19 protein-coding genes are annotated in these 22,790 nt (G+C 52.0%); 13 read left to right on the forward strand and 6 right to left on the reverse strand.

Annotated features, from left to right (window positions below; genetic code table 11):
- Positions 1-257 precede the first annotated feature (257 nt).
- Positions 258-3,701, forward strand: a complete 3,444-nt coding sequence (gene metH, locus DQG23_RS13690) for a methionine synthase (protein WP_113031663.1) — start codon at positions 258-260, stop codon at positions 3,699-3,701.
- A gap of 282 nt (positions 3,702-3,983) precedes the next feature.
- On the opposite strand, the gene tlp is transcribed toward metH, so the two are convergent.
- Positions 3,984-4,208: a small acid-soluble spore protein Tlp gene (tlp, locus tag DQG23_RS13695; protein ID WP_113031422.1), complete on the reverse strand. Its 225-nt coding sequence runs from the start codon at positions 4,206-4,208 to the stop codon at positions 3,984-3,986.
- A gap of 719 nt (positions 4,209-4,927) precedes the next feature.
- Here tlp and murA point away from each other — a divergent pair.
- The 9 genes from murA to DQG23_RS13740 all read left to right on the forward strand — a co-directional run bounded on the left by murA (position 4,928) and on the right by DQG23_RS13740 (position 14,613).
- The gene (gene murA, locus DQG23_RS13700; protein ID WP_113031423.1) at positions 4,928-6,232 is read left to right on the forward strand and encodes a UDP-N-acetylglucosamine 1-carboxyvinyltransferase; all 1,305 of its coding nucleotides are present in this window, start codon (positions 4,928-4,930) and stop codon (positions 6,230-6,232) included.
- Between the two features lie 418 nt (positions 6,233-6,650).
- A complete protein-coding gene (locus DQG23_RS13705) occupies positions 6,651-8,309 on the forward strand; it encodes a GspE/PulE family protein (protein WP_113031424.1) in 1,659 nt (552 codons plus the stop codon).
- 30 nt (positions 8,310-8,339) lie between these two features.
- On the forward strand, positions 8,340-9,398 hold the full coding sequence (locus DQG23_RS13710; protein WP_113031425.1) for a type IV pilus twitching motility protein PilT: 1,059 nt from the start codon (positions 8,340-8,342) through the stop codon (positions 9,396-9,398).
- Positions 9,399-9,475: 77 nt separating this feature from the next.
- Entirely contained in the window at positions 9,476-10,687 is a 1,212-nt protein-coding gene (locus DQG23_RS13715) for a type II secretion system F family protein (protein WP_113031426.1), read from the forward strand.
- A 56-nt stretch (positions 10,688-10,743) separates the two neighbouring features.
- Entirely contained in the window at positions 10,744-11,130 is a 387-nt protein-coding gene (locus DQG23_RS13720; RefSeq protein WP_113031427.1) for a competence type IV pilus major pilin ComGC, read from the forward strand.
- Between the two features lie 66 nt (positions 11,131-11,196).
- Complete coding sequence (locus DQG23_RS13725) at positions 11,197-12,015, forward strand: prepilin peptidase (RefSeq protein ID WP_113031428.1); 819 nt, start codon at positions 11,197-11,199, stop codon at positions 12,013-12,015.
- 39 nt (positions 12,016-12,054) lie between these two features.
- Complete coding sequence (pilM, locus tag DQG23_RS13730) at positions 12,055-13,266, forward strand: type IV pilus biogenesis protein PilM (protein ID WP_113031429.1); 1,212 nt, start codon at positions 12,055-12,057, stop codon at positions 13,264-13,266.
- Entirely contained in the window at positions 13,263-13,853 is a 591-nt protein-coding gene (locus tag DQG23_RS13735; RefSeq protein ID WP_113031430.1) for a PilN domain-containing protein, read from the forward strand. Before pilM ends, DQG23_RS13735 begins: the two co-directional genes overlap by 4 nt.
- A gap of 4 nt (positions 13,854-13,857) precedes the next feature.
- Complete coding sequence (locus DQG23_RS13740; RefSeq protein ID WP_146762303.1) at positions 13,858-14,613, forward strand: hypothetical protein; 756 nt, start codon at positions 13,858-13,860, stop codon at positions 14,611-14,613.
- A 207-nt stretch (positions 14,614-14,820) separates the two neighbouring features.
- On the opposite strand, the gene DQG23_RS13745 is transcribed toward DQG23_RS13740, so the two are convergent.
- Entirely contained in the window at positions 14,821-16,611 is a 1,791-nt protein-coding gene (locus DQG23_RS13745; RefSeq protein ID WP_158560475.1) for a hypothetical protein, read from the reverse strand.
- Positions 16,612-16,672: 61 nt separating this feature from the next.
- Between DQG23_RS13745 and DQG23_RS13750 the strand changes: the two genes are divergently transcribed.
- A complete protein-coding gene (locus DQG23_RS13750) occupies positions 16,673-17,179 on the forward strand; it encodes a type IV pilus modification PilV family protein (protein ID WP_158560477.1) in 507 nt (168 codons plus the stop codon).
- A gap of 1 nt (position 17,180) precedes the next feature.
- The gene (locus DQG23_RS13755; protein ID WP_113031434.1) at positions 17,181-17,678 is read left to right on the forward strand and encodes a PilW family protein; all 498 of its coding nucleotides are present in this window, start codon (positions 17,181-17,183) and stop codon (positions 17,676-17,678) included.
- Between the two features lie 37 nt (positions 17,679-17,715).
- On the opposite strand, the gene DQG23_RS13760 is transcribed toward DQG23_RS13755, so the two are convergent.
- Together DQG23_RS13760 and DQG23_RS13765 are read right to left on the reverse strand one after the other, a co-directional pair.
- Positions 17,716-17,919 (reverse strand): hypothetical protein, encoded by a 204-nt coding sequence (locus tag DQG23_RS13760; protein ID WP_113031435.1) that lies wholly within the window; start codon positions 17,917-17,919, stop codon positions 17,716-17,718.
- 130 nt (positions 17,920-18,049) lie between these two features.
- A complete protein-coding gene (locus DQG23_RS13765; RefSeq protein WP_113031436.1) occupies positions 18,050-18,658 on the reverse strand; it encodes a nitroreductase family protein in 609 nt (202 codons plus the stop codon).
- Positions 18,659-18,821: 163 nt separating this feature from the next.
- On the opposite strand from DQG23_RS13765, the gene DQG23_RS13770 reads away from it, so the two are divergent.
- Entirely contained in the window at positions 18,822-19,037 is a 216-nt protein-coding gene (locus DQG23_RS13770; RefSeq protein WP_113031437.1) for a hypothetical protein, read from the forward strand.
- A 134-nt stretch (positions 19,038-19,171) separates the two neighbouring features.
- On the opposite strand, the gene DQG23_RS13775 is transcribed toward DQG23_RS13770, so the two are convergent.
- Together DQG23_RS13775 and DQG23_RS13780 are read right to left on the reverse strand one after the other, a co-directional pair.
- A complete protein-coding gene (locus DQG23_RS13775; protein WP_113031438.1) occupies positions 19,172-20,983 on the reverse strand; it encodes an ABC transporter ATP-binding protein in 1,812 nt (603 codons plus the stop codon).
- Between the two features lie 4 nt (positions 20,984-20,987).
- A complete protein-coding gene (locus tag DQG23_RS13780) occupies positions 20,988-22,775 on the reverse strand; it encodes an ABC transporter ATP-binding protein (protein ID WP_113031439.1) in 1,788 nt (595 codons plus the stop codon).
- Positions 22,776-22,790: the final 15 nt, after the last annotated feature.

Genomic DNA, 22,790 nt, shown 5'->3' on the forward strand with positions numbered 1-22,790 from the left:
GCGTTAAGTTCCCGTGAAATCGGCCCTCTACCGCTGCAAACCACGGCTGCAAGGGCGGAGTACCGCTGTATCCTCGGCTTACGATACTTCCGTAAACGAACAAAGTCTGATACACTAATGGAAACCATTTGATTTCCCGATAGAAGTACGGGGAATTAAATGTATAACCGAACGGATGCAAGCAGAGCAACCAATCGTCGGTCTAATACAAATAGAATTATCGGAAATGCTGCGTGTGAAGGGGAAGGATGATGATGATGAGCAAGACGGCGCTGCGCGAGCAGCTCGGCACAAAAATAATGATCTTGGACGGCGCCATGGGAACGATGATTCAGCAGGAGGATTTGACTGCGGATGACTTCGGCGGCGAAGATCTCGACGGGTGTAATGAAAACCTTGTCCTGACCAGACCGGACGTTATTTCAAAAATACATGAAGCGTACTTCGAGGCCGGAGCGGATATCATCGAAACGAACACATTCGGTGCTACCAGCGTCGTGCTGGCGGAATACGACCTGCAGGATAAGACAAGAGAAATCAACCTTGCGGCGGCAAAACTTGCCGTCGATGCGGCTCGAAAGTATTCGACGCCCGAATGGCCGCGTTATGTTGCGGGAGCGCTCGGGCCGACGACAAAAACGCTGTCCGTTACAGGCGGCGTTACGTTCGACGAGTTGGTCGACAGCTATTACGAGCAAACCATTGCGCTTATCGAAGGCGGCGTCGATGCGATTTTGCTGGAGACGTCGCAGGATACGCTCAACGTTAAGGCGGGGAGCATCGGCGTTAGACGAGCCTTCGACAAGCTGGGCGTCAAGCTGCCCATCATGATCTCAGGCACGATCGAGCCTATGGGGACGACGCTCGCCGGCCAAAATATCGAGTCCTTCTATATTTCGCTGGAGCATCTCGATCCGATCTCGATCGGCTTGAACTGTGCGACAGGACCGGAGTTCATGCGGGATCATATCCGTACGCTTTCCGAAATTGCGGGAACTGCCGTCAGCTGTTACCCGAACGCAGGCTTGCCTGACGAGAACGGACAATATCACGAATCGCCGGAATCACTTGCCAAGAAGATGGCAGGCTTCGCGGAGCAGGGCTGGCTGAATATCGCCGGCGGCTGCTGCGGAACGACCCCGGCCCATATTCGCGCAATGTCGGATACGTTGAAGGAATACGCGCCGCGGCCGCAATCCGGTAAACACGCGCCTGCGGTATCCGGTATCGAGACGGTTTATATTGAAGATGAAAATCGGCCGATCATGGTCGGCGAACGTACGAATATCGCCGGTTCGCGTAAATTCAAACGACTGATTAAAGAGGAGAAGTTTGAAGAGGGCTCCGAAATCGCCCGCGGACAAGTGAAAAACGGCGCACATGTAATCGACATCAACCTGCAGGACACCGACATCGACGAAGCCTTTGCGATGGAAAACTTTTTGCAGCATGTGGTTAAGAAGGTCAAAGTGCCGCTGATGATCGACTCCACGTACGATCATATTATCGAGCTCGGGTTGAAGTATTCGCAAGGGAAAGCGATCGTCAATTCGATCAACCTCGAAGACGGGGAGACGAAGTTTGCAGGCATCGTTCCGCTCTTGCATCGTTACGGGGCGGCTGTCGTTATGATTCTGATCGATGAGCGTGGCCAAGCCGTATCCCGTCAAGCCAAAATGGAAGTCGCCGACCGCGCGTACGACTTGCTGACGAATAAATACGGCATGAAGCCGCATGATATTATTTTCGACCCGAATATGTTCCCGATCGGTTCCGGCGATCCGCAATATATCGGTTCCGCCGTAGAGACGATCGAAGGTATACGCATGATCAAGGAAAAATATCCGGCGTGCAAAACGATTCTAGGCTTAAGCAACATTTCATTCGGTTTGCCGGATGCAGGCCGAGAAGTGCTCAACTCGGTTTATTTGTACCACTGCACGAAGGCGGGTCTTGACTATGCTATCGTGAACACCGAAAAGCTGGAACGTTATGCTTCCATTCCCGATACGGAGAGAGAGCTTGCCGAGAAGCTTATTTACAATACGAACGACGAGACGCTAGCCGAATTTGTCGCCTTCTTCCGCGAGAAGAAAGTGGACAAAAAAGAGAAAATTTCGAATCTTACGCTCGAGGAGCGGCTTGGCTCGTACGTCGTAGAAGGAACAAAGGAAGGGCTTATCCCGGATCTTCAGGTAGCGATGAACAAATATTCGCCGCTTGAAATCATCAACGGGCCGTTAATGAAAGGGATGGAGGAAGTCGGCCGCCTGTTCAACAACAACGAGCTGATCGTTGCGGAAGTGCTGCAAAGCGCAGAGGTCATGAAGGCGTCCGTCGCTTACCTCGAGCCCTTTATGGAAAAGAACGAGTCCGCCGTCAAAGGAAAAATCATTCTGGCGACCGTTAAAGGCGATGTGCACGATATCGGCAAAAACCTTGTTGAAATCATTTTGTCGAACAACGGCTATCAGATTGTCAATCTTGGCATTAAAGTGCCGCCGGAGCAGTTGATTGAGGCCTATAGAAGGGAAAAGCCGGATGCGATCGGTTTGTCGGGCTTGCTCGTGAAATCGGCTCAGCAAATGGTCGTTACGGCGCAAGACTTGAAAGCGGCGGGGATCGACGTGCCGATACTGGTCGGAGGCGCCGCTTTGACCCGGAAGTTTACGAAAACGCGTATTGCGCCGGAATACGAAGGGCTTGTTCTGTATGCGAAGGATGCGATGGACGGCCTCGATATCGCCAATAAGCTGAGCGATCCTGCCGAGAAACAGCGGATGATACAAGAATTGCGCGAAAGCATGGAATCCGACGTGAAGGAATCCGGCAAGCTTTCTCAGCCGATGCCGGTGTTGACCCGGGTTAAAACGTCGGCCGTCGATCGCACCGTTCCCGTTCAAGTGCCTAACGATCTCGAACGGCATGTGATGCGGGACTATCCGATCAGCCATATTATGCCGTATATCAACATGCAGATGCTGCTCGGCCATCATCTGGGCTTGAAAGGCAAAGTCGAGAAGCTGATCGCCGATAAGGATGAGAAGGCTACGCAGCTTAAAGAAGTAGTCGATTCGATTCTGCTTGAAGCCCAGCAAAAAGGTATTATACGGGCACATGGCATGTATCGTTTCTTCCCGGCGCAATCGCAAGGGGACGACGTGCTAGTTTACGATCCGAACGAACCGGGCAAGGTGCTGCAAACCTTCTCCTTCCCACGTCAGCAAACGGAGCCGTATCTGTGCTTAGCGGACTATTTGAAGACTGTCGAGAGTGGCGAGATGGATTATGTCGGCTTCCTCGTCGTAACCGCAGGCCACGGGATTACCGAGCTTGCGCGCGAATGGCGGGAAAAAGGCGATTATTTGAAATCTCACGCCTTGCAGTCGACGGCGCTTGAGATGGCCGAAGCGTTCGCGGAGCGCGTTCACCATATGATGCGGGATATTTGGGGGATTCCGGATTCGCCGCAAATGTCGATGCAGGAGCGTTTCGGAGCGAAGTACACCGGACAACGCTTCTCGTTCGGATATCCCGCATGTCCGAATTTGGACGATCAGCAGCAGCTGTTTGCGCTGATGAACCCCGAGGATATCGGCATCGAGCTTACCGAAGGAAGCATGATGGAGCCGGAGGCTTCGGTATCCGCATTGGTCTTTGCCCATCCGGAAGCGCGTTATTTCAACGTCGAGAAAGTGTAGCGAATGTAAGGAATCGCGGTTACCAGGCAAGCTGTAAGGTTTGATCAGAAGAACCGTATATGTACAAGCAACGCAATAAACCGTCCGGCAATGCCGGACGGTTTTTCGAAATGTCAGCCAGAATTTGTATGCTGCGCATTAACTAACCTGAGCTTTCATCCGTAAACGCGTCTGTCCTTAAGCGTATGCTTACGAAGTCGATTTCTTCACTAGCGTTTAAGACGGCGAAGCCGTTTATCCGTGTGCGAAGCGAATAAAAAGCCGTCAAACGGCAGCGAACGCTTAGTCGTTCTGCGCAGCGGCCTCATCTTTTATTTCCTCGCGGAAGGAGGCGATGCTTTCTTCACGGCGAGCGTTTTTTTCCTGAAGCTGCTCCATTTCTTCGCCGCTTATTTCGTCAGCATGCTCATCCAGGTATTCCTGCGTCTCGCGAAAGTTTTCGATCGTATTTTGTACGTTTTCTTGCAGTTTCTCCACATTGTCCGAACGATTATCCGGCTTTGCCATTTTTCCACTCCTCAATTTGATCGTTTATGGGACCCGGCCCAATTTCTAACTTTCCTCTGTTCCGGTGTTTCTATGCATGTTCGCAAGGAATAACGTCAATGAAAATGAATGAAAGCCGATGCAAACGCTATCAAACCAGTTGGAACAAAAATGTTCACTTTTCTGCGTATATATTGGCATTACGTCCTATTTCATCTTGCTGGCAATTGTGTTAAGCTATGCTTTAGATTTATTGGAAACATAATTTGTTAGACCGCGACACTGCCTGACAGCCGTTTGGGAACCTAAGCTTTTGATACGAACGTTAACGAGTGTGAACATCAAATTTCGGGCGGATGAAGCGGATTGCCAAGCTTGTTATACATAACGACACGCCAAGCAGCGGTGTACCTTCGTCAGGCGAGCGGCGGCGTTAATGGAACGTACGTTGCGGTTATTTTGCTCAGCCAACGATTGACACGGGTAGGAAATCCATAGTTCCTGCAGCCGCTGAATTGTTTGGCGCGATTGACCTTGATTGGCGGAAAAATATCGTGATGGATCTGACGTTCGTTCACTTGCGTGACGCTTAATTTACGCTCCTGTTATGTGACTTGTTATTTTTGGGAAAACTTGAATGTATATAGATCTGTTACGGTTAGGATCTCTGGGGTATGGGGTAAGTTCCAGTAAGGAAGTAATGGGGAAGCTGACAAACAAGTGGGAGTAGGTATAACTTGATGAAATGGATCGAAGCGAATCCATCCGGCCCGCTGCAGGGTACGGTTAAAATTCCGGGTTCCAAAAATAGTTCTCTTGCGCTGCTGGCAGCGGCTTGTCTGGCCGATGAGCCGGTTATGCTTAAAGGGATTCCGAATATTCTTGATTTTCGCGTAATTGCCGATATTGTGAACGAGATCGGCGTTCAAATGGTAAGAGAGCCTTCCGGGGATATCATTATCGATCCGCGGCAAATTTGTCATGCTCAGCTTGATACAGCCAAAACGTCCAAGTATCGCGCTTCCTACTATTTTGTCGGCGCGCTGCTTGCCAAGTTCGGCAAAGTCACAATCGGTTATCCGGGTGGAGACGATTTCGTTTCGCGGCCGATCGACCAGCATATTAAAGTGCTGAAGGCGATGGGAGCGACGATAACGTTTCATGAAGACCGCTATGACGTCGAGGCGCAAAGCGGGCTGAAAGGGTGTACGGTTCATTTTGATACGATCACTTCCGGCGCGACGATCAATGCGATGCTGGCCGCTGTGCTGGCGGAAGGCAGGACGGAGCTTCGGCAGGCGGCAGTCGATCCGGAGGTCGTCGATACGGCGAATCTTTTGAATCTGATGGGCGCCAAAATCAGCGGAGCGGGTACCGATACCGTTCGCATTCAAGGCGTGAAACAGCTTGGGGGCTGCGAATATAGCGTTATTCCGGATCGGTTGATCGCCGGCGCGTTTCTGATGGCGGCAGGTGCGACAAAAGGCGTCGTAACGGTGGATGACGTCATCCCCGAGCATCTCGGTTCATGCTTAACGAAGCTTCGCGAGATCGGGCTATGCATCGAACAGAAGGATCAAAGCTTGACGGCATACGGCGACGTGCCGCTTCGTGCTACACGCGTCCGTACAGGAATGTATCCGGTATTCGCAACGGATTTGCAGCAGCCGATTACGGCGTTGCTGCTGAGAGCGCCAGGACGCAGTATCGTAACGGATAAAGTTTATCCGAACCGGTTCAATCATGTGCCTCAGCTGCGCAGAATGGGCGCGGAAATTCAAGTCCGGCGCGGCAGCGCTTTTATTCAAGGCGGAATGCCGCTTAAGGGTGCGTTCGTTCACGTATCTGACGTAAGAGCCGGTACATGTTTGCTGATCGCTTCACTCATTGCGGAAGGGACGACGATTATTACCGGAGTCGACCATATCGAACGCGGGTATGAGGATGTAATCGGTCAATTCCGGAGCTTAGGTGCTGATTTGACGCTGCACGAGGGCGAATACGGTCAAGTTTCCGCCGACCAGCAAAGATCGATGCTTAGGTAAGTCTAGAAAAGATAAAGTGCTTTACTACGATAAGAAGCCGCATGGTCTGTTGAAGACGATGCGGCTTTTTTGCGTTCCTTTATTTATAAATAGGCTCAAAAGTGAGACTATATACCTATGTTCTTGTGAATGTAGTGAACGGGATCAAACGTTTTATCTTTTATTCGCGTTTACGAATTAATAATATTACAGCATAGATTTTCCATTTGACAGAGCCGTTCCATAATGAGTATGATAGATTTGAAAATAGTGCCATAGAACTATTTGGAAAAATAATATTGGAATATTTTGTCGAAATATGGCGTGTTATTCTTGTTATCGGAACGAATCATACTCCGTATATTGTTCGACTTCCCAGTAGACGCCAGCGTCAAAATACGCCGGAGGCGTTTATCCTTGTTGGAAAGAGGGGGATCCCATGGCGCCGCGCAAAAGAATCGGCGATTTGCTCGTCGAAGCGGGACTCATCTCGGCGGAACAGCTGCAGCAAGCGCTGCGGGAGCAGAAAGAACTCAATATGCGCCTCGGCGACGTGCTGATTACGCGACATTACATAACCGAGCAGCAGCTTATCGAAGTGCTTGAGCTTCAGCTCGGCATTCCTCACATACAGCTTTACCGTCAGAAAATCGATATGAAAGTGATCAATATCATGCCGCAGCGATTAGCGGAGCAGCATCAAGTTCTGCCGATTCGTACGGAGGGCAACAAGCTGGTGGTCGCGATGGCCGATCCGCTCGATTATTATGCGATCGATGAGCTTCGCATGACGACAGGCTACCGAATCGAACCGACGATAGCTTCGAAGGATGAACTCTCGCGTGCAATCCAGCGCTATTACGGGCTGCAGGAGTCGGTTGATCAGATCATGAGCAATCTGCAGCTTCGGGAGCCCGAGGAACGGAAGCCGCAGCAGACCGAGGATGAATCGCCGGTCGTCAGGACCGTCAATCAAATCATCATTCAAGCCGTCCAGTTGGGCGCAAGCGACATCCATATCGATCCGCAGGAGGACGGCATTCGGATCCGTTACCGGGTCGACGGCATGATGCGTACGGAGCGCTCGCTGCCGCCCCATATGCAAAGCGTCATCGTAGCGAGAGTCAAAATCATGGCCAATCTGAACGTGGCCGAAAGGCGTCTGCCGCAGGACGGACGCGTAGAGATGGACATCGAGTTTCGCAAGGTCGATATCCGGATTTCAACGCTTCCGACGGTTCACGGCGAAAAAATCGTGATGCGGATTCTCGATCTGGGCAATACGCTCACGGAAATCGAGAAGCTCGGCATGTCCGAGCGGAATTTGCAGCTGTTTTTGAAAGGGATCGGCAGAGCGCATGGCATTGTTTTTATAACCGGACCGACCGGCAGCGGTAAAACGACAACGTTATACTCCGCAATATCCCGCCTCAATAACGACGACGTCAATATCATCACCGTGGAAGACCCTGTTGAATACCAACTCCAAAACATTAATCAGGTGCAAGTAAATCCGGTTACCGGCTTAACGTTTGCCAGAGGCTTGCGCGCTATTTTGCGTCAAGATCCGAACATTGTCATGGTTGGTGAAATACGGGACGTCGAAACGGCGGAAATTGCCGTACGCTCCGCTATGACGGGTCATCTTGTACTCAGCACTTTGCACAGCAACAGTGCCGTCAATTCGATTACGCGTTTGGTCGATATGGGAGTTGAGCCTTTTCTCGTGGCGTCTTCGCTTAATTGCGTCGTCGCACAAAGGTTGGTTAGACGAATATGTCCCCATTGCTCAGCTGCATACATGCCTTCAAACGAGGAAAATGAATTGCTTGCTGTTAGTGGATTTCATGCGGACGTTTTGTATAAAGGGAGCGGATGCGGCGAATGCGGACGCAGCGGGTACAAAGGCAGACTTGCCATTCATGAGGTGCTTCAGGTGGACGATACCCTTAGGGGGATGATTCTGAAACGAAGCGCAGACGCGGAGTACGCTTCTTATGCCAGAACGGTTGGACTTTCCGAAATGAAACAGGACGGCATTGCCAAAGCGATAGCCGGGTTAACGACTCTTTCGGAAATATACCGCGTAACCAGTTGACGTTCGTTATTCAGCATCAGTGGATACAGAATGCAGAAAGGGTGTCATATCGTGGCGATCGACGATCTGATGAGGCTTGCTTATCAAAAACGGGCTTCGGACATACATATTACCGTCAATTCGCCGGTCATGCTTCGGATTGACGGCAAGCTTCGCCCGGTGGACGATCAGCCGCTTACGGCGCAGAAAACTTTGGATCTCGCGGATGAGCTTATGTCGGCCGAGCGGAAGAAAGTCTTCGCGGAGAGCGGGGATTTGGATTTTTCATACGGCATTCCCGAGTTATGCCGGTTCCGCGTGAACGTTTATCGTCAAAAAGGCAGCGTAGGCATGACGATCCGGTTGATACCGAACCGCATTCCGGATATGGAGTCGCTAGGGCTGCCGGCCATCGCGGAAGATATCGCCCAAAAGCCGCAGGGCCTGTTCCTCGTTACCGGGCCGACCGGCAGCGGGAAATCGTCGACGCTGGCGGCTATGCTCGACTATATCAATCGAAAGCGCAGCGATCATATTATCACCTTGGAGGATCCGATCGAGTTCGTTCATCCCCATAAGTCATGCATCGTGAATCAACGCGAAATCGGCGCCGATACGAGATCGTTCGCAAGCGGATTAAGAGCCGCGCTGCGTCAGGATCCCGATGTCATTCTGGTTGGCGAAATGCGCGATTTGGAGACGATTGGCACGGCCATTACGGCGGCGGAAACCGGGCATCTCGTTTTCGGAACCTTACATACGGCGGACGCCCCGCAAACGATCGACCGAATCATTGACGTATTTCCGCCGGAGTCGCAGCAGCAAATCCGCGTGCAGTTGTCATCCGTGCTTCTTGGCGTTATGGCGCAGCGGCTGCTGCCGAGAGCGGACGGCGGAGGCCGGGTGGCGGCGATCGAGGTGCTTGTAAATACGCCGGCTGTCGCCAATCTTATCCGTTCCGAGAAGGTGCATCAAATTCGCTCCGCCATGCAAACGGGCAAAGCACAAGGCATGCAGACAATGGACAATGCGCTGCGCGAGCTGCTCCAGCAGCGAAAGATCAGCGTAGAATCCGCAAGGGAGGCCATGTTCGGGTTTAGCGAGCTTTAATAAGTCCTTATGCGGGTTTTTATGCAAGGCTGCTAATGGACAGTAGTCGTAAACCAACAGGAAGCGAGGTTACGGACATGCCCAAGTTCCGGTATCGCGCAGTTGACGAGAAAGGCCGGGCATATAAAGGTCAACTCGAAGCCCAATCGTTTCAAGCGGCATCGGACGAGATTAAACGAAGAGGGCTTTGGCTAACCGAGCTTTACGATCAAGGAACAAGCTTGCTGCACAGAGAAATCCGTTTCGGCGGTCCGAAGGTCAAAAATGAAGATTTTACAATCTTTTGTCGTCAGCTGGCTACATTGTACAAAGCGGGCGTCAATCTCGCCGAGGCCGTTCGTGTGCTCGGGCAGCAGACCGGCAGCAAAGCGTTCAAAAAAATATTGCTAGAAATTTCGGACGAGATGCAGCGCGGCATGATGTTTTCGGTTGCGGCAGCGGAATATCCGACGGTATTTTCCTCGATTTTCGTTAACATGATTCACGCCGGCGAGGCAAGCGGAAACCTGGACGAAATGTTGAACAGGCTGGCTGTGTTTTATGAGAAGGAGTATTACACACGGCAAAAAGTCAAGTCTGCAATGGTATACCCGGCAATTATGGGGGTTGTGACCGTTATTGTGGTCATCATTTTAATGACCTTCGTCGTGCCGAAGCTGGTCGCTAATTTCGCTTCGATGGGCTTGGAGCTTCCATTGCCAACACGTATCATCATAGCGGTAAGCGAGTGGATGAAAGGTTATTGGTTTCTCGTGTTGGCCGGGCTGTTCGTTCCGCCGATTGCGTACAAGCTTATCGCAAGGACCGGACAGGGGAAATACCGGATCGACTACATAAAGCTGAAGCTGCCCGTTTTTGGCGTGCTGTGGCAAAAGCAGGCGCTCTCACGGTTCAGCCGAACGTTCAGCTCGCTGTTTTCGGCGGCGATTCCCATGATGCAGATGATGTCGATCGTCTCGACGGTCGTCGGGAATGAAGTGATGGCCAAGCTGATCCGCGAATCGCGGGAAGGCGTTCGGGGCGGGGCCTCGATCACGGAGCCGCTTCGGGGTTCGTGGCTGTTTCCGCCGATGGTCGTGCAAATGCTTGCCGTCGGCGAACAGACGGGGGCGCTCGACACGATGCTTGAGAAGGTCGCGGACTTTTACGAAGCGGACGTCGATGCGATGGCCGATCGCCTGAAGGCGATGCTGGAGCCGATCATGATCGTTATCTTGGCCGTTATTGTCGGTACGATCGTGTTGGCCGTCATGCTGCCGTCATTTAGGCTGATGGAAAACCTGCACTGATTTTGGTTTTAACGTCGTTAAAACATACATAATTTATTTTGCGAGGAGAGATTTTCATGGCAATCATGAGCACCAAGCTGAAGCTGTTCAAAAATCAGAAAGGGATGACGCTGATTGAGCTGCTGGCCGTCGTCGTTATATTGGGGATTTTGGCGGCGATAGCCGGAACAGTAATCGTAAAAAGCTTCGATAACGCTAAAAAGAATGCTGACGCGACGAGCATTAAAGTTATTACAGATGCTGCGCAAAGATATGTAATGGAAACAAATCCCAATGACAGTGCTTTGAGTTCTATTACTGTCACTAGTTTGGTTTCTGCGGGATACTTGCCATCGAAACCAGAGGCTAAAGAAGATAGCGCGAAACCGGCCTTTAAATTAACCGTTACAAAAAGCGGCGGGAACTACACCTTTGCAGTAGTTACCGATGCCACCGGAAACTGATAGACTCTCAAAGGTAACTCCGCCGAGTTACCTTTCTTACTCCGCAGGAAAGGAGCTGCCGCGAGCGTGCTTAGTGAGATTATTTCGTTTTATGCAGAACTGTTTGCCGGGCACCGGTGGCTGTTGGCCGCATTGGCTGCAGTTCTCGGTTTGCTTGTCGGCAGCTTTCTCAATGTGGCGGCGATAAGGCTGCCTGTCAAACGCTCGATCGTATATCCGCCGTCGCATTGCGCTAGCTGCAATCACCGGTTAAGCGTTATCGATCTTGTACCCGTTCTCAGTTATATCCTTCTTCGCGGCAAATGCCGTTATTGCGGCCGAAAAATTTCGCCTTATTACGCGGTAGGCGAGGCGGTGACCGCTGTTCTGTTCGCGGTTATCGCCTGGCAAACCGGATTTTTGGCAGATCTTGTCATCGGGCTGCTGATGGCAGCCGTGCTTATGACCGCCTCAATGAGCGATCTGTTTTATCGGCTCATTCCGGACAAGCTCGTGCTTTTCGGCATTGTGACCGGCGGTTTGCTGCGCTTGTGGCATCATCCTTTGCCGCTTTGGAATTATGCGCTTGCCAGCTTTCTCGGCGGGGCGATCTTGTTCGCGCTCGCAATGCTCGCTTCGGCCTTGATGCGAAAAGAGGCGTTAGGCGGCGGCGATTTGAAGCTGTTCGCTTTTATCGGTATTATGCTCGGCATCAAGCTGACACTGCTTACCATCTTTGTATCCAGCCTGCTGGGTTCGATCATTGGCATCGCACTTATCGCGACCGGAAAAATGAAGCGTGATGCGTATATCCCGTTCGGTCCGTTCATCGGAGCGGCGGGGATACTCGTTTTTTTATGGGGCGAGCGCTGGATAAACTTGTATTTCTCGCTGATAACCAGCTGACGTTTTCAAAAGAAAAAACGCGCAAAGGAGACTGCGGCGATGTCACTATCCGATATGTTCAGCAAAGTATTGCCGGGACGCAGCTCCTTGGGTTTGGAAATAACGGATACGTCCGTGAAAATCGTTGAACTGACCGAACCTGGAAGCGAACGGCCGGTTGTCCGTGCAGCGGCAATCGAGCGGCTGCCGGCGGGTGTCGTCGAAGAGGGGAGAATAATGAAGCCGACTGCCGTCATCGAGGCGCTTCAAACGTTACTTCGACATGCGGCAATCAAGACGAAGCGGGTTCATCTGATCGCTCCGAGCCAAATGCTGATGGTTCGTTTTTTGCAAATGCCGGATCTGCCTCAAAAGGAGTTGGCGAAGGTCATCGATTTTGATGTAAAGCATAATCTCCACTTGCCTTTTGAAAACCCGTATTATGACTTCATGAAGCTAAACGGAACGAATGAGAAGGGCTTCAAAGGAACCAAAGCGGTACTGCCGAAAATAAACGGCAATCAGCAGTCGGTAAATGAAGCTGCGGCTGCGTCGGAGAATGGAAACAACCGTTATACGAAGCAGGGCTCTTCCGCTTTATTCGAAGATTTCGAGCAAGGGGCGACTCTAGAAGAAGAAAGCCGATTTCCGCAATGCGACGTCATGCTTGTTGCAGCTTCCAAAGAACTGATTGACGATTATCGGGGAGCTGTCGAAGCGGCCGGTTTAAAGCCGATTACCATGGAGTTCAAGGCGCTGTCGCTTTTCCGCTTGATAGAACGCGAAGATTCGGCTTCACGAACGCAAACGCTGCTTATCCTTGATATTAACGAAACGGCTTCGGATATTAGCATTTTTCACGAGGGACAGCTGAAAATAACGCGCAGCGTCCCCGTATCTTTTGCCTCCGGGCGGGAGCCTCATCCATCGGTTCAAGCCGGGCGCTCCGTTGAGCGGTTTGCCGAATTCGATTATCGGCCTGCGGTTGACGATATCGGGTCAGTAGCCGAAGAACTCGTACATGAGCTTGAACGGTTGATGAATTTTTACCGGTACACATTGAATAACCGTACGCAGGAATTCGGCTCGTTATTCGTATCGGGCGATGTAGAGGGCCTCGAAACAATATGCGTTCTGCTGGCCGAACGTTTCTCGCAGAAGGTTACCCCGATCGTACCGAGCTCGTTACGCCTCGCTCACCCGCAGCTTCAGGAGCCATTGCTGCGCTGTGCCGTACCGCTGGGTTTGGCGCTTAGGAGGGGTGGAACTTGAGATCGATCAACCTTTTGCCGCGAATTCCGCTCGCTCAAAAGCTGTTCGTTCCGCTGGTGGCGGGATCGATCGTTTTATTCGGCTTGGCGGGTACGGCGATCGCTTATTATCATTATGTGATTCAAGCGGAAATCGAAGACCAGAAGCGGGAGATTGCCGAGTTGGATAAGCAAATTGTCCGCCTGGCTGCGGAGCGTCAGCCCGATGCCGCTACGCAAACCTTTAAAATGCTGACGGAGGAATCGCGGAAGCTTGCAGAAGAAAGGCGCGATTGGCGGGAGGTTGCGGAGCAACTGACTTTCCCGATGCCGGCCTCCTCGCGATTGACGGATTTGGCGGTCAAGGAGGATAAGCTCACCGTAAAGCTGGAATTTGCCGACATGAAGCCGGCTGCCGCATATGTGCTTGCCTTGCAGAAACGAAACTTCTTTGAATCCGTGTCGATCAAAACGGCGGAAAACGTCTTGGCGCCGCTCGCACCATCGACTCCTTCGGCCGACTCCGCGTCGGCAACATCCGTTCAATCTGCCGGAATAGCGCTGCTTTCTTTGGATATTACATTGAAACCGGCAAAGATTAGTAAGTAGGTGAATGATGGAACGACAAAGCTTTCGGAAAGAAGCGATTGCGAAGCTCCGTAAACCCGCGTCTATTATAGCGTGGATAGCGATAATCGGCTTTACGGTCAATATGCTGCTTTTCTTCTTAGTTGCGGTGCCGGATTGGAATGCGAAGGAAACGCTCCGGATGGAAGCGGAACAAAAGCGAAAGCTGGCTCAAGACTGGCTGAAACGTCCGCTTCCCGATCAAACAACCCGGGACGATTATCAAAAGCTGTATGCACAAGTTCCATCTCATTCGGATTCGGCGGGTTTCCTGCTGCAGCTCAAGGAATTGGAGCAGGCGACAGGCGTTGCGTTGACGACTGTATCCTTTGCCGGCGGAGAAGGGCAGTCCGTAATCGGTCCGGATTCGGCAGCTTCGAAAGGGCAAACCGGCATCCAGCCTTCGCCAACTCCCGCCACCCAGCAAACCGCCGGCAATGGCGGAGCTGCGGGGGATAAATCGGCAAGCCAAATACAAGAGGAAGCGGTGTCGCTGAGCGTAGAGGGAACATACGGACAGGCGATCGATTTTCTGGACCGGCTGCGGCTGATAGATCGAATCGTTACTGTGCGCGAGTGGCGTTTGCAAGGAGGCGCGGTCTCATCCGCCTTGGAATTATCCGGTCAAATGCAAGAGAATATAGGTGTAGCTCAAACGGTTTCGATGTCCATCAAACTTGTTATTTATTACTCAAAGTTAACGGAGCAATGGATGTTGCCGCCGGCAGCCGGACAGCCGTAAAGGGCTCGATCTAGGCCGCACGAGGTTTGACCGCCGACGTGTGACCGAGCACCGCGCGCCGGAAGGCGTGCGCGATGCGGACTGAGGTCATACAAAAAAATCCCCGTACGAACGCTTCATGGAAGTCGGTCGCGGGGAGTTTTTGTAAGCTGAAGAGAAATGCCGATACCCAGGTTGACTGTAGGCCTGTACCCTTACTTGAATAGGTTATTTTGAGGACCAGCCGTTGAAATCGATCGTAGGCTCGCCGCCGCCGCTGCCGTCAGGCGGGGCGTATTTGATGATGACGCCGCCTTGCGGCTTCCAGCTTGAGGTCAAATGGATTTGCTTGCCTGTTGTGATACCGCCGACATGAGCCGTCCCGTAGCCGTTATCCAGGTTGCCCCATGTAATTTTGTCGATCGAGCCGACGAAGCTCCCGACGTTCAGTTTGTTCATCGGCGGGAAATCGATTTTGTTCGTTGACAGAATCGTGCCGCCGACGTAAAGACTGCTGACTTGCTTGCCGCGAAAATCGAAGCCGGTGCTGCCGTTCTTGCTGCCGGCCAGCAAGGAATCGCCTACACTTAGCTTATTTATCCCATAAAAGCCGAGCGTACCCGGGGCGAAAATCGAACCCCCTACAGCGGCGTCGGTAATGTTATCGCCGAATTGAACATTTTGCGCGCCGCTTATGCTTCCGGCCACGTTCATACGGCTGATCGTAGCAAAAGAAATATTGCTTCCTCCGATAATCGAACCGTTCGGCAAATCCATCTCGGCAATGTTGCCGCTAATACCGATGGACCCGTTGGCGCTTAAGCTGCTGCCTACTCGGAGCTTCGATATATTCGCAAAAGAGATGTCGCCGCCGGCGACGATCGACTTCCCGATAGAGCCTTCACCGAGCGATCCGGAAACGGTTATATTTTTTTGGCTGCTGATCGTATCGGCGACGGTTAGCTTATTCAGGTTGCTGAACGATATCCCTTTCTCGGCAATGATCGACTTTCCGACGGTCAATCCTTTGTCGCTGTCGTTGATTCCGTTGAAAGAAATGGCGTCTTGGCTGCTGATCGAGCCTCCGATCTCAACAACGCTTGAGCTGTTGAAGCTGATCGTTTTGCCGGCGATCATATTTCCGGTCACCTTCAATTTATTGAGGTAGCTGTTGAAAGTGATGCTGCCGCCGACTATGAGGTTTCCGTTAATCTCCAACTCGTTTCCGCCGAATGTAAAATCATCCCCGGCGACGATATCGCCATTAACGACCAAGCGATTCAAGCCGCTTGAAATTTTGCCTGAATAGAGGGCTGAAGCATGTGGCGTTGCGTTAATCGTATAATTGCCGGCCGCTAACTGATAATTGCCGAGCGGAACGCTTTGCGGCTGCAGCGGAGTCAAGGGAAGCGGGCGAGTCGCCATTTTGCTTTCATAATAGTCAAGGAACAGTGCTTTGTATTCGTTAAAGGCCAGGCTTTTGTCGACTTGAGGCTTCGAACCGTCTTCCGTAAGAAAGACGTCATTGCTCCCGTGCGTGGGCGGATCGTCGCTTGCTACGATATCTTTGCCGAAAATGGCACCCGCTGCGTTGTTCGTTCCGGGCACTAGCTTAAAGCGCAGGGTGACGGCCTTTTCCTTCGCAAGCTTGTCGGCTCCGACACTGCGTGTCGATGTGAGTGTATAAGCATAACTCTCCCCGGGAACTGCGCCGAAGGTCAAGCGCGGCTTGTGATCGAGCGTCAACGGTTTCGTATTGAAATCGGCGATGAAAGCGTCAATTTGCGTTTGCTCCAGGCTCAGCTTTTGCTTTACGACGGATTCCTTCAGCGCCCTCATGGTGATCGCCGCACCCGATTCGGCCGCGTAATTGGCTGCCTCGATGTTTTCTCCTTTGATGGAGTTGGCATGGCCTTGCATGGCGACGGTCAACAGCGATACGGATAAGATCGAAACGAGAAAGACAAGAAAGAGCGCAAGCAGCAGGGAGGAGCCGCGTTCGTTAAGATGGCGTTTCAACTGGCAGCCTTCCTTCCGTTATGGTAATCAGCTAAAGTTTCTATGTAAGGATGTGATCGTTTTGAAAGTAAAGTCGGAGAAAGGCGTCACGCTGATCGAACTGCTCGTATCCATCGTGCTCGTCGCCATGATCGTCTTGTCCGTTTCGTATTTGTTTACGAAATTATACGAGAATTCTTATCGGGAAGAGAAGAAGGACGTATCGGTCAATATTGCGAGAACCATCATGGAGGAACTGAAGCAGAAGCTCCGAACGACAGAAGGTAGTATTGTCGTATATGGCCAGCAAGTATCGATTGCGAGCTTGAGGACGAACCCGGCACCGGGAACGGCCGCTCTCCCGTCGCCGCCCGTGATCGCTTACCCTTCCGCTTCGGACAAGCAGTACGAGATCGCCATAAGCGCCATGCCTTTCGACGAACAGACGTATCCCATAACGGACGCGAAAAATAAAAGCTATACGTTCAAGCTCGGCGAATTTTTCTCGCTCATACAGGTGGAAGTCAAGCAGCTTTCGATGAATACGAGCTATAAAGTACAAAGCTACATCGAGATCAAAGGTGATTAAGATGATCAAGTCGCAAAAAGGCGTCACATTAATTGAACTTCTGGCTGCAATTACAATTATGGCGTTCGTCATCGGCCTTATTACAACGCTTATATATCAGAGCAATCTCGGTTACAAAACGATAACGTCGCGGGAGTTCGTACAGGAACGCTCTCGTATGTTTACCGAGCATCTCGTAAATGAAATCCGCTCCAAGCCGTATGTTATAAGTCAGCCTGCCTCATCGGAAAATGAGCCGGTTTTGCTCGCTTTGGACGATCAAGCTGCCGACGAGCATATTCGTTACTTGTATGATGCCGCGGCGCGTACCATTTCCGTAGAGAAACGGAAGGGTGCGAACACGTCTGTGTTCAGGCTGACCGATCAAATAGCGAATGCCGCCAACGAGAAGATTGTGACGGTGTCGGGCGCCAAAATAGACGTACACCTTAAATTTCGGCTATCGAATACGAAAATGCAGGAGTATAAGACGACCGTTTATATTCCATCATGGAAATAAAACTCCTGCGATTATACCATGCTTTCGACATCGTTCGTCAGAGCAAGTATTTTTGCAGCAACATACCGAGCTCCAAGCATAAATAGACGAGACTGCCTCCAAGCAGTAAACCGATTAATAAATGAGATGACGAGGCGGCCGGCCAACGCAGGCGGGCTTGTCCCCATGCGGTTTGCGAAAGGGCGGTAAGCAGGAGAGAACCTCCGAACAGCAGCATAGCGGCAAGCAGCAGGAACGACACCGACGATTCTCCTCCAGGCGATTTAGTAGTTCTATTGTACCATAATCAAAAAGAAGAGGGGATTTCGTCTTTGCGGACGGAATCCCCTTTCTTTTAAGATTACGAATTGTAAAACGCTATGATCCCTTTGCTACTCGTTACTCGAAAAAACGCCCTCCATAATGATCTCTGAAAGGGGGCGCCGGATGCTCGGCACTTCACGCTCCCTGTTGCGCTCCGAGAGCGAGGACGCATCGCCGCGATAGCCGACAGCAATGACCGCTTGCGGCTCGTACTCCGAAGGGATGGCCAACGTTTGCTTGGCCAGGTCGCGGTCGAAGCCGCCCATGGCGTGCGTGACCAGTCCGAGCGCGACGCTTTGTAATGCCAGATAACCCCAAGCGGCTCCGGCATCGAAGGCGTGAGACGGACTTGCGCTTCCTTTGGAAGTAGTCGTTTTGGACAATGCGAGGACGAGGACAGGCGCTTTTGCGCACCACTCCGTATTAAACGGGTTGATGAACGAAAGAAACCGGTCGCGGTCTTCGGCGGTTCTGGCAAAAACGTAGCGCCATGGCTGCTCGTTGCTGCCTGAAGGGGCCCAGCGCGCGGCTTCGAAAAGGCTTAGCAGCACATGCTCGGGAACCTCTTTTTCGGCGAAAGCGCGAGGCGACCATCGATTAAGCAGGACCGGCATGACTTCGTGCTCGGGTTTTCTAACGGCAGCGGATTCGGGCGAAACTTGTGTTTCGGATGACATTATTGAGGGCTCCTCTCGGTTCGGGAATTTGGCTGGATATTCCTATTGTATCCGAAGCGGCGGTCATTACCAACATTTTTGAAATCGCCAGGAGGCGAATGGATGCTCTGTAAAATGGGCAAAATAACGAGTGGAACGAAAATGAAGCTGCGAGGTGTAGGGGATGAGCCTGAACAGTCAAGATATTACGGTAGTCGAGCAAGCGCTTAACCATGCGATCGAGTTGGAGACGGACGAGCGTCAGGCGCGCTTGTACCGAGAAGTTCTTCAGAAGCTGCACTTGAGCTCGCTGCAAGCGGTGAGCGGTATGATGGAACCTGGTACCATGTTTGACGACGGCTTCCGGTACGATTACGACGACTCCTCCGATTTGAAGTGAAATCCATAATGTTTTCCCGGGAAAGCGCAGGAAATGACAAGCTTTGCTTGTTTTCTGTCGTCCGGACACACAAAAGCCTCGACCTTGTCGAGGCTTTTCGAATGACGTTCCGCAACCTGTCGAAATTCGAATGATTATGCTCCGGTAGCGCGTTTTTCGATGCTTTGCTGCATGGCGTATTGATTGTAGTACAAGTTGGCGTAGAGACCGCCTGTTTGAAGCAATTCCTCGTGCGATCCGCTTTCGGATATGCGTCCGTTTTGTATGACCATAATGACGTCGGCATCCCGGATGGTGGAAAGCCGATGCGCGATAATGAAGGCGGTCCGGCCTTTAAGCAAATGCTGAAGCGCCTCCTGGATATGCTGTTCCGTCTCCGTATCGACGCTGGAGGTCGCTTCGTCCAAAATCAATATGCGCGGATCGGCCAGAAGAACGCGTCCGAAGGCGAGCAGCTGCCGTTGTCCGACAGACAGCTTGGAGCCGCGTTCTTCCACTTGCGTATCCAGACCGTCGGGCATTTTATCGAGGAAACGGTCGATCCGGACGCTGCGGATGACATCCATTACTTGTTCCTTGGTCGCGTGCTTATTTCCGTAAAGTAAATTTTCCTCAATCGTTCCGGAGAAAATGAACGAATCCTGAAGAACGATGCCCATCTGGCTGCGCAGGGAAGAGAGCGTAACATGCTTCAAATCGTGGCCGTCAATTTCGATTTGGCCGCCTGTCGGATCGTAGAAGCGCATCAGCAGGTTGACGATCGTGCTTTTCCCCGCTCCGGTAGGACCTACAAGCGCTATCCGCTGACCCGGCTTGACGGTGAAGTCGATGCCGTGGAGCACATCCGGCGAATCGGGTCCATATCGAAAGCTTGCGTTCGTGAAAGTTACTTTTCCGGCAATTTGCGGCAGCGGCTTAGCACCCGCCCGGTCCTTTACTTCAGGCTCGGTATCGAGTATTTCGAAAATCCGTTCGGCCGAAACCATTGCGGATAAAAGCTGGCTGTATACTTTCGAAAGCGAGCTTAACGGTCCCCAGAAGCGGAATAAGAACAAAATAAATGCGCTGACGAGACCGATCGACAGATCGCCGTTCATGACTCGGATCGAACCGTACCACATGACGAGGCATGTGCCCAATGTGCCGATCAACTCGACAAGCGGCCATACCGTCGATTCGAGCGAAACGGCCTTCAAGAACGCTTTCCGGTTCTTTTGATTGATTTCTTTAAATTTCTCGTCGTTCGTTTTTTGACGGGAGAACGCTTGGATGACGCGGATGCCTTGGATCGTTTCGTTCACGTTGCCGTTGATGGCCGACATCGATTGGCGGGAGCGGGTCCATGCGGATTCGATTTTCGGTCTGAACCGGGATACCATCAGGAATAAAAAGGGGAGGACGGTAAACGCGACGAGCGCGAGCTTCCAGTCCCAGTACAGCAAAATGACGACGATACCGACCAAGTGCGTCAGCTCCATCAAAAGCGTGATCAAACCGCCGTTGATTAACTCCCCGATCGCATTCGTGTCGTTGGTGATCCGCGACATGATTTTGCCTGCCGGCCGTCCGTCAAAGAAACGGAAGGAGAGCGACTGCAGATGATCGAAAAGCTGGCGGCGAAGCTCGAACAAAATGCGCTGTCCGGTTTCGTTAATATAGCGGATTTGAATATAGCCGAACAACCAGCTTACCAACCGGATGCCTAGCAATGAGAAACCGATGATATTGAGCAGCGTCAAATTTTTGTTGACCATGCCTTCGTCGATCGCATAACGGATCAGCACCGGCTCCGCCAGGCTCAGCAGCATATTGAGCATCACGATAACGGCGATGAAGCCCATCCGTTTCTTGTGCGGCTTTAAGTAAGCCAGCATTCTTATCATATAGGCTTTGTTGAAGGAACGGTTTTCTTTGCCTTCCTCCGAATCCCACTCTACTTGGCTCATGTACTCACCTTCCTTCCGTCTGCAGAAGAGCTTCGTCCTTGCGTTTATTTACGCCGTCCGTATTTTCCTGCAGGTTGAACAGTCTCCTGAAAAAGCCTTCGCGTTCATACAGCTCCTGGTGCGTGCCCTGCTCTGCGATCCGGCCTTCCTCAAGGACGAGAATTCTATCTGCGCGCTGTATCGACGATAGCCGCTGCGCAATAATGAACGTCGTACGCCCGTGCATCACCTCATGGAGCGCTTCATGAATGGCGGACTCCGTAGCGGTGTCTACGCTTGCCGTCGCTTCATCCAGCACAAGAATCGGCGGGTCGAGTAAGATGGCGCGGGCCAGCGCAACGCGCTGCCTTTGGCCGCCCGACAAGCCGACGCCGCGTTCGCCGATAAGCGTATCGTAGCCGTTCGGGAGGCTGCTAATGAAGTCGTGGATTTGCGCTTTGCGCGAAGCCCACTCGATTTGCTCCTGCGACGCTTCCGGCCGCCCGTAAGCGATATTGTCGCGTATCGTGGCCGAGAACAGGAACGTTTCCTGGGGGACGATGCCGATTTTGCGTCTCAGCTCGATCAAGTCGTAGTCTTTGACATCGCGTCCGTCAAGCAGCACTGCTCCTTCTGAAACGTCATAAAAGCGGGACAACAGCTGGGTGATGCTGCTCTTGCCTGAGCCGGTTGCGCCGAGAATGGCGACGGCTTCGCCGGGAGATACATCGAAGCTGATATCACTCAGCACCATCGGCGTATCCACTGCGCCGCTAGGGAAGCGGAACGATACATGCTTGAAGCTGACGAAGCCCCGTATGGAATTAGCGCTGACGGAGCCTTCCGGGCGCGTGTCGATGTCGATCTTCGTATCGAGAATTTCGAAGACGCGCGGAGCCGCTTTGAACGCTTGCTGCATAATGTTGACGAGCCAGCCCAGCATGTTGAGCGGCCATACGATCCCCCAAATATACCATTGGAATGCCATGAAATCCCCGACGGTCATTTCTCCCTTCGCCACGTGATAGCCGCCGACCCACAGCATAAGAAGAAATATAATGCCCCCGTAAAACCCGAGAAGCGGGAAGGAATGGGCTTCGATTTTCGCTCGCGACATATTGGAGTCGAAGTTCGTTTCGTTGCGCTCGTTGAATTTATGACGTTCCAGCTTTTCCTGCGAGAACGCTTTGACGACGCGTATGCCCGAAATGTTTTCTTGCAGCGTCGTAGTCAGCTTCCCCATCTGCTCGCGGATCGCTCCCCAAGCTGGACCGATACTGCGGTTGAATTTCCGTATCGCGAACAGAAGAAAAGGAACGGTGACCATGCTGATCAGCGTCGTTTTGACGTGTATGTTCAGCATGACGATGACGGTTCCGACGAAGGATACGGCGCCGGTTGCCATCAGCATCGCGCCGAAGCCGATGAAGTTTTTAACCGCATCGATATCCCCTGTCATCCGGGACATGATTTGTCCGGTTTGCGCTTTGTCGTAATAACCGAAGGAAAGCCGCTGCAAATGCGAATACAGCGCTTGCCGCAAATCGAAGATAACGTCCTGGCCCAGCCTTTCTTGGGAATAGTTTTGAAAATACATGATCGCGCTTTTGAGGATTTGTCCGATACCCAGCAGGGCGGCGAAAAAAACGATTGCCCGGACATTCGATTTGGCGATGCCCTCGTCTATGGTCTGCTTTAGCAGCCACGGAGCGATCAGGTCGAACGCAATTCCGGCAAGCATGGCCGACGAGGCGATGAAAAACCAACGCTTGTACGGGAACGCGAACTTGGCCAGTCGGGTAAACAATTGCATATGAAATACCTCCTA

Origin of the sequence: Paenibacillus contaminans, assembly GCF_003285015.1 — a bacterium.
Classification (GTDB): Bacteria; Bacillota; Bacilli; order Paenibacillales; family NBRC-103111; genus Paenibacillus_V; species Paenibacillus_V contaminans.

Bases quoted from the DNA above. Each gene is read 5' to 3' on its own strand.
- metH (WP_113031663.1), top strand. From the start codon at position 258: ATGAGCAAGACGGCGCTGCGCGAGCAGCTCGGCACAAAAATAATGATC.
- tlp (WP_113031422.1), bottom strand. From the start codon at position 4,208: ATGGCAAAGCCGGATAATCGTTCGGACAATGTGGAGAAACTGCAAGAA.
- murA (WP_113031423.1), top strand. From the start codon at position 4,928: ATGAAATGGATCGAAGCGAATCCATCCGGCCCGCTGCAGGGTACGGTT.
- DQG23_RS13705 (WP_113031424.1), top strand. From the start codon at position 6,651: ATGGCGCCGCGCAAAAGAATCGGCGATTTGCTCGTCGAAGCGGGACTC.
- DQG23_RS13710 (WP_113031425.1), top strand. From the start codon at position 8,340: ATGCAGAAAGGGTGTCATATCGTGGCGATCGACGATCTGATGAGGCTT.
- DQG23_RS13715 (WP_113031426.1), top strand. From the start codon at position 9,476: ATGCCCAAGTTCCGGTATCGCGCAGTTGACGAGAAAGGCCGGGCATAT.
- DQG23_RS13720 (WP_113031427.1), top strand. From the start codon at position 10,744: ATGGCAATCATGAGCACCAAGCTGAAGCTGTTCAAAAATCAGAAAGGG.
- pilM (WP_113031429.1), top strand. From the start codon at position 12,055: ATGTCACTATCCGATATGTTCAGCAAAGTATTGCCGGGACGCAGCTCC.
- DQG23_RS13740 (WP_146762303.1), top strand. From the start codon at position 13,858: ATGATGGAACGACAAAGCTTTCGGAAAGAAGCGATTGCGAAGCTCCGT.
- DQG23_RS13755 (WP_113031434.1), top strand. From the start codon at position 17,181: ATGATCAAGTCGCAAAAAGGCGTCACATTAATTGAACTTCTGGCTGCA.
- DQG23_RS13765 (WP_113031436.1), bottom strand. From the start codon at position 18,658: ATGTCATCCGAAACACAAGTTTCGCCCGAATCCGCTGCCGTTAGAAAA.
- DQG23_RS13770 (WP_113031437.1), top strand. From the start codon at position 18,822: ATGAGCCTGAACAGTCAAGATATTACGGTAGTCGAGCAAGCGCTTAAC.
- DQG23_RS13775 (WP_113031438.1), bottom strand. From the start codon at position 20,983: ATGAGCCAAGTAGAGTGGGATTCGGAGGAAGGCAAAGAAAACCGTTCC.
- DQG23_RS13780 (WP_113031439.1), bottom strand. From the start codon at position 22,775: ATGCAATTGTTTACCCGACTGGCCAAGTTCGCGTTCCCGTACAAGCGT.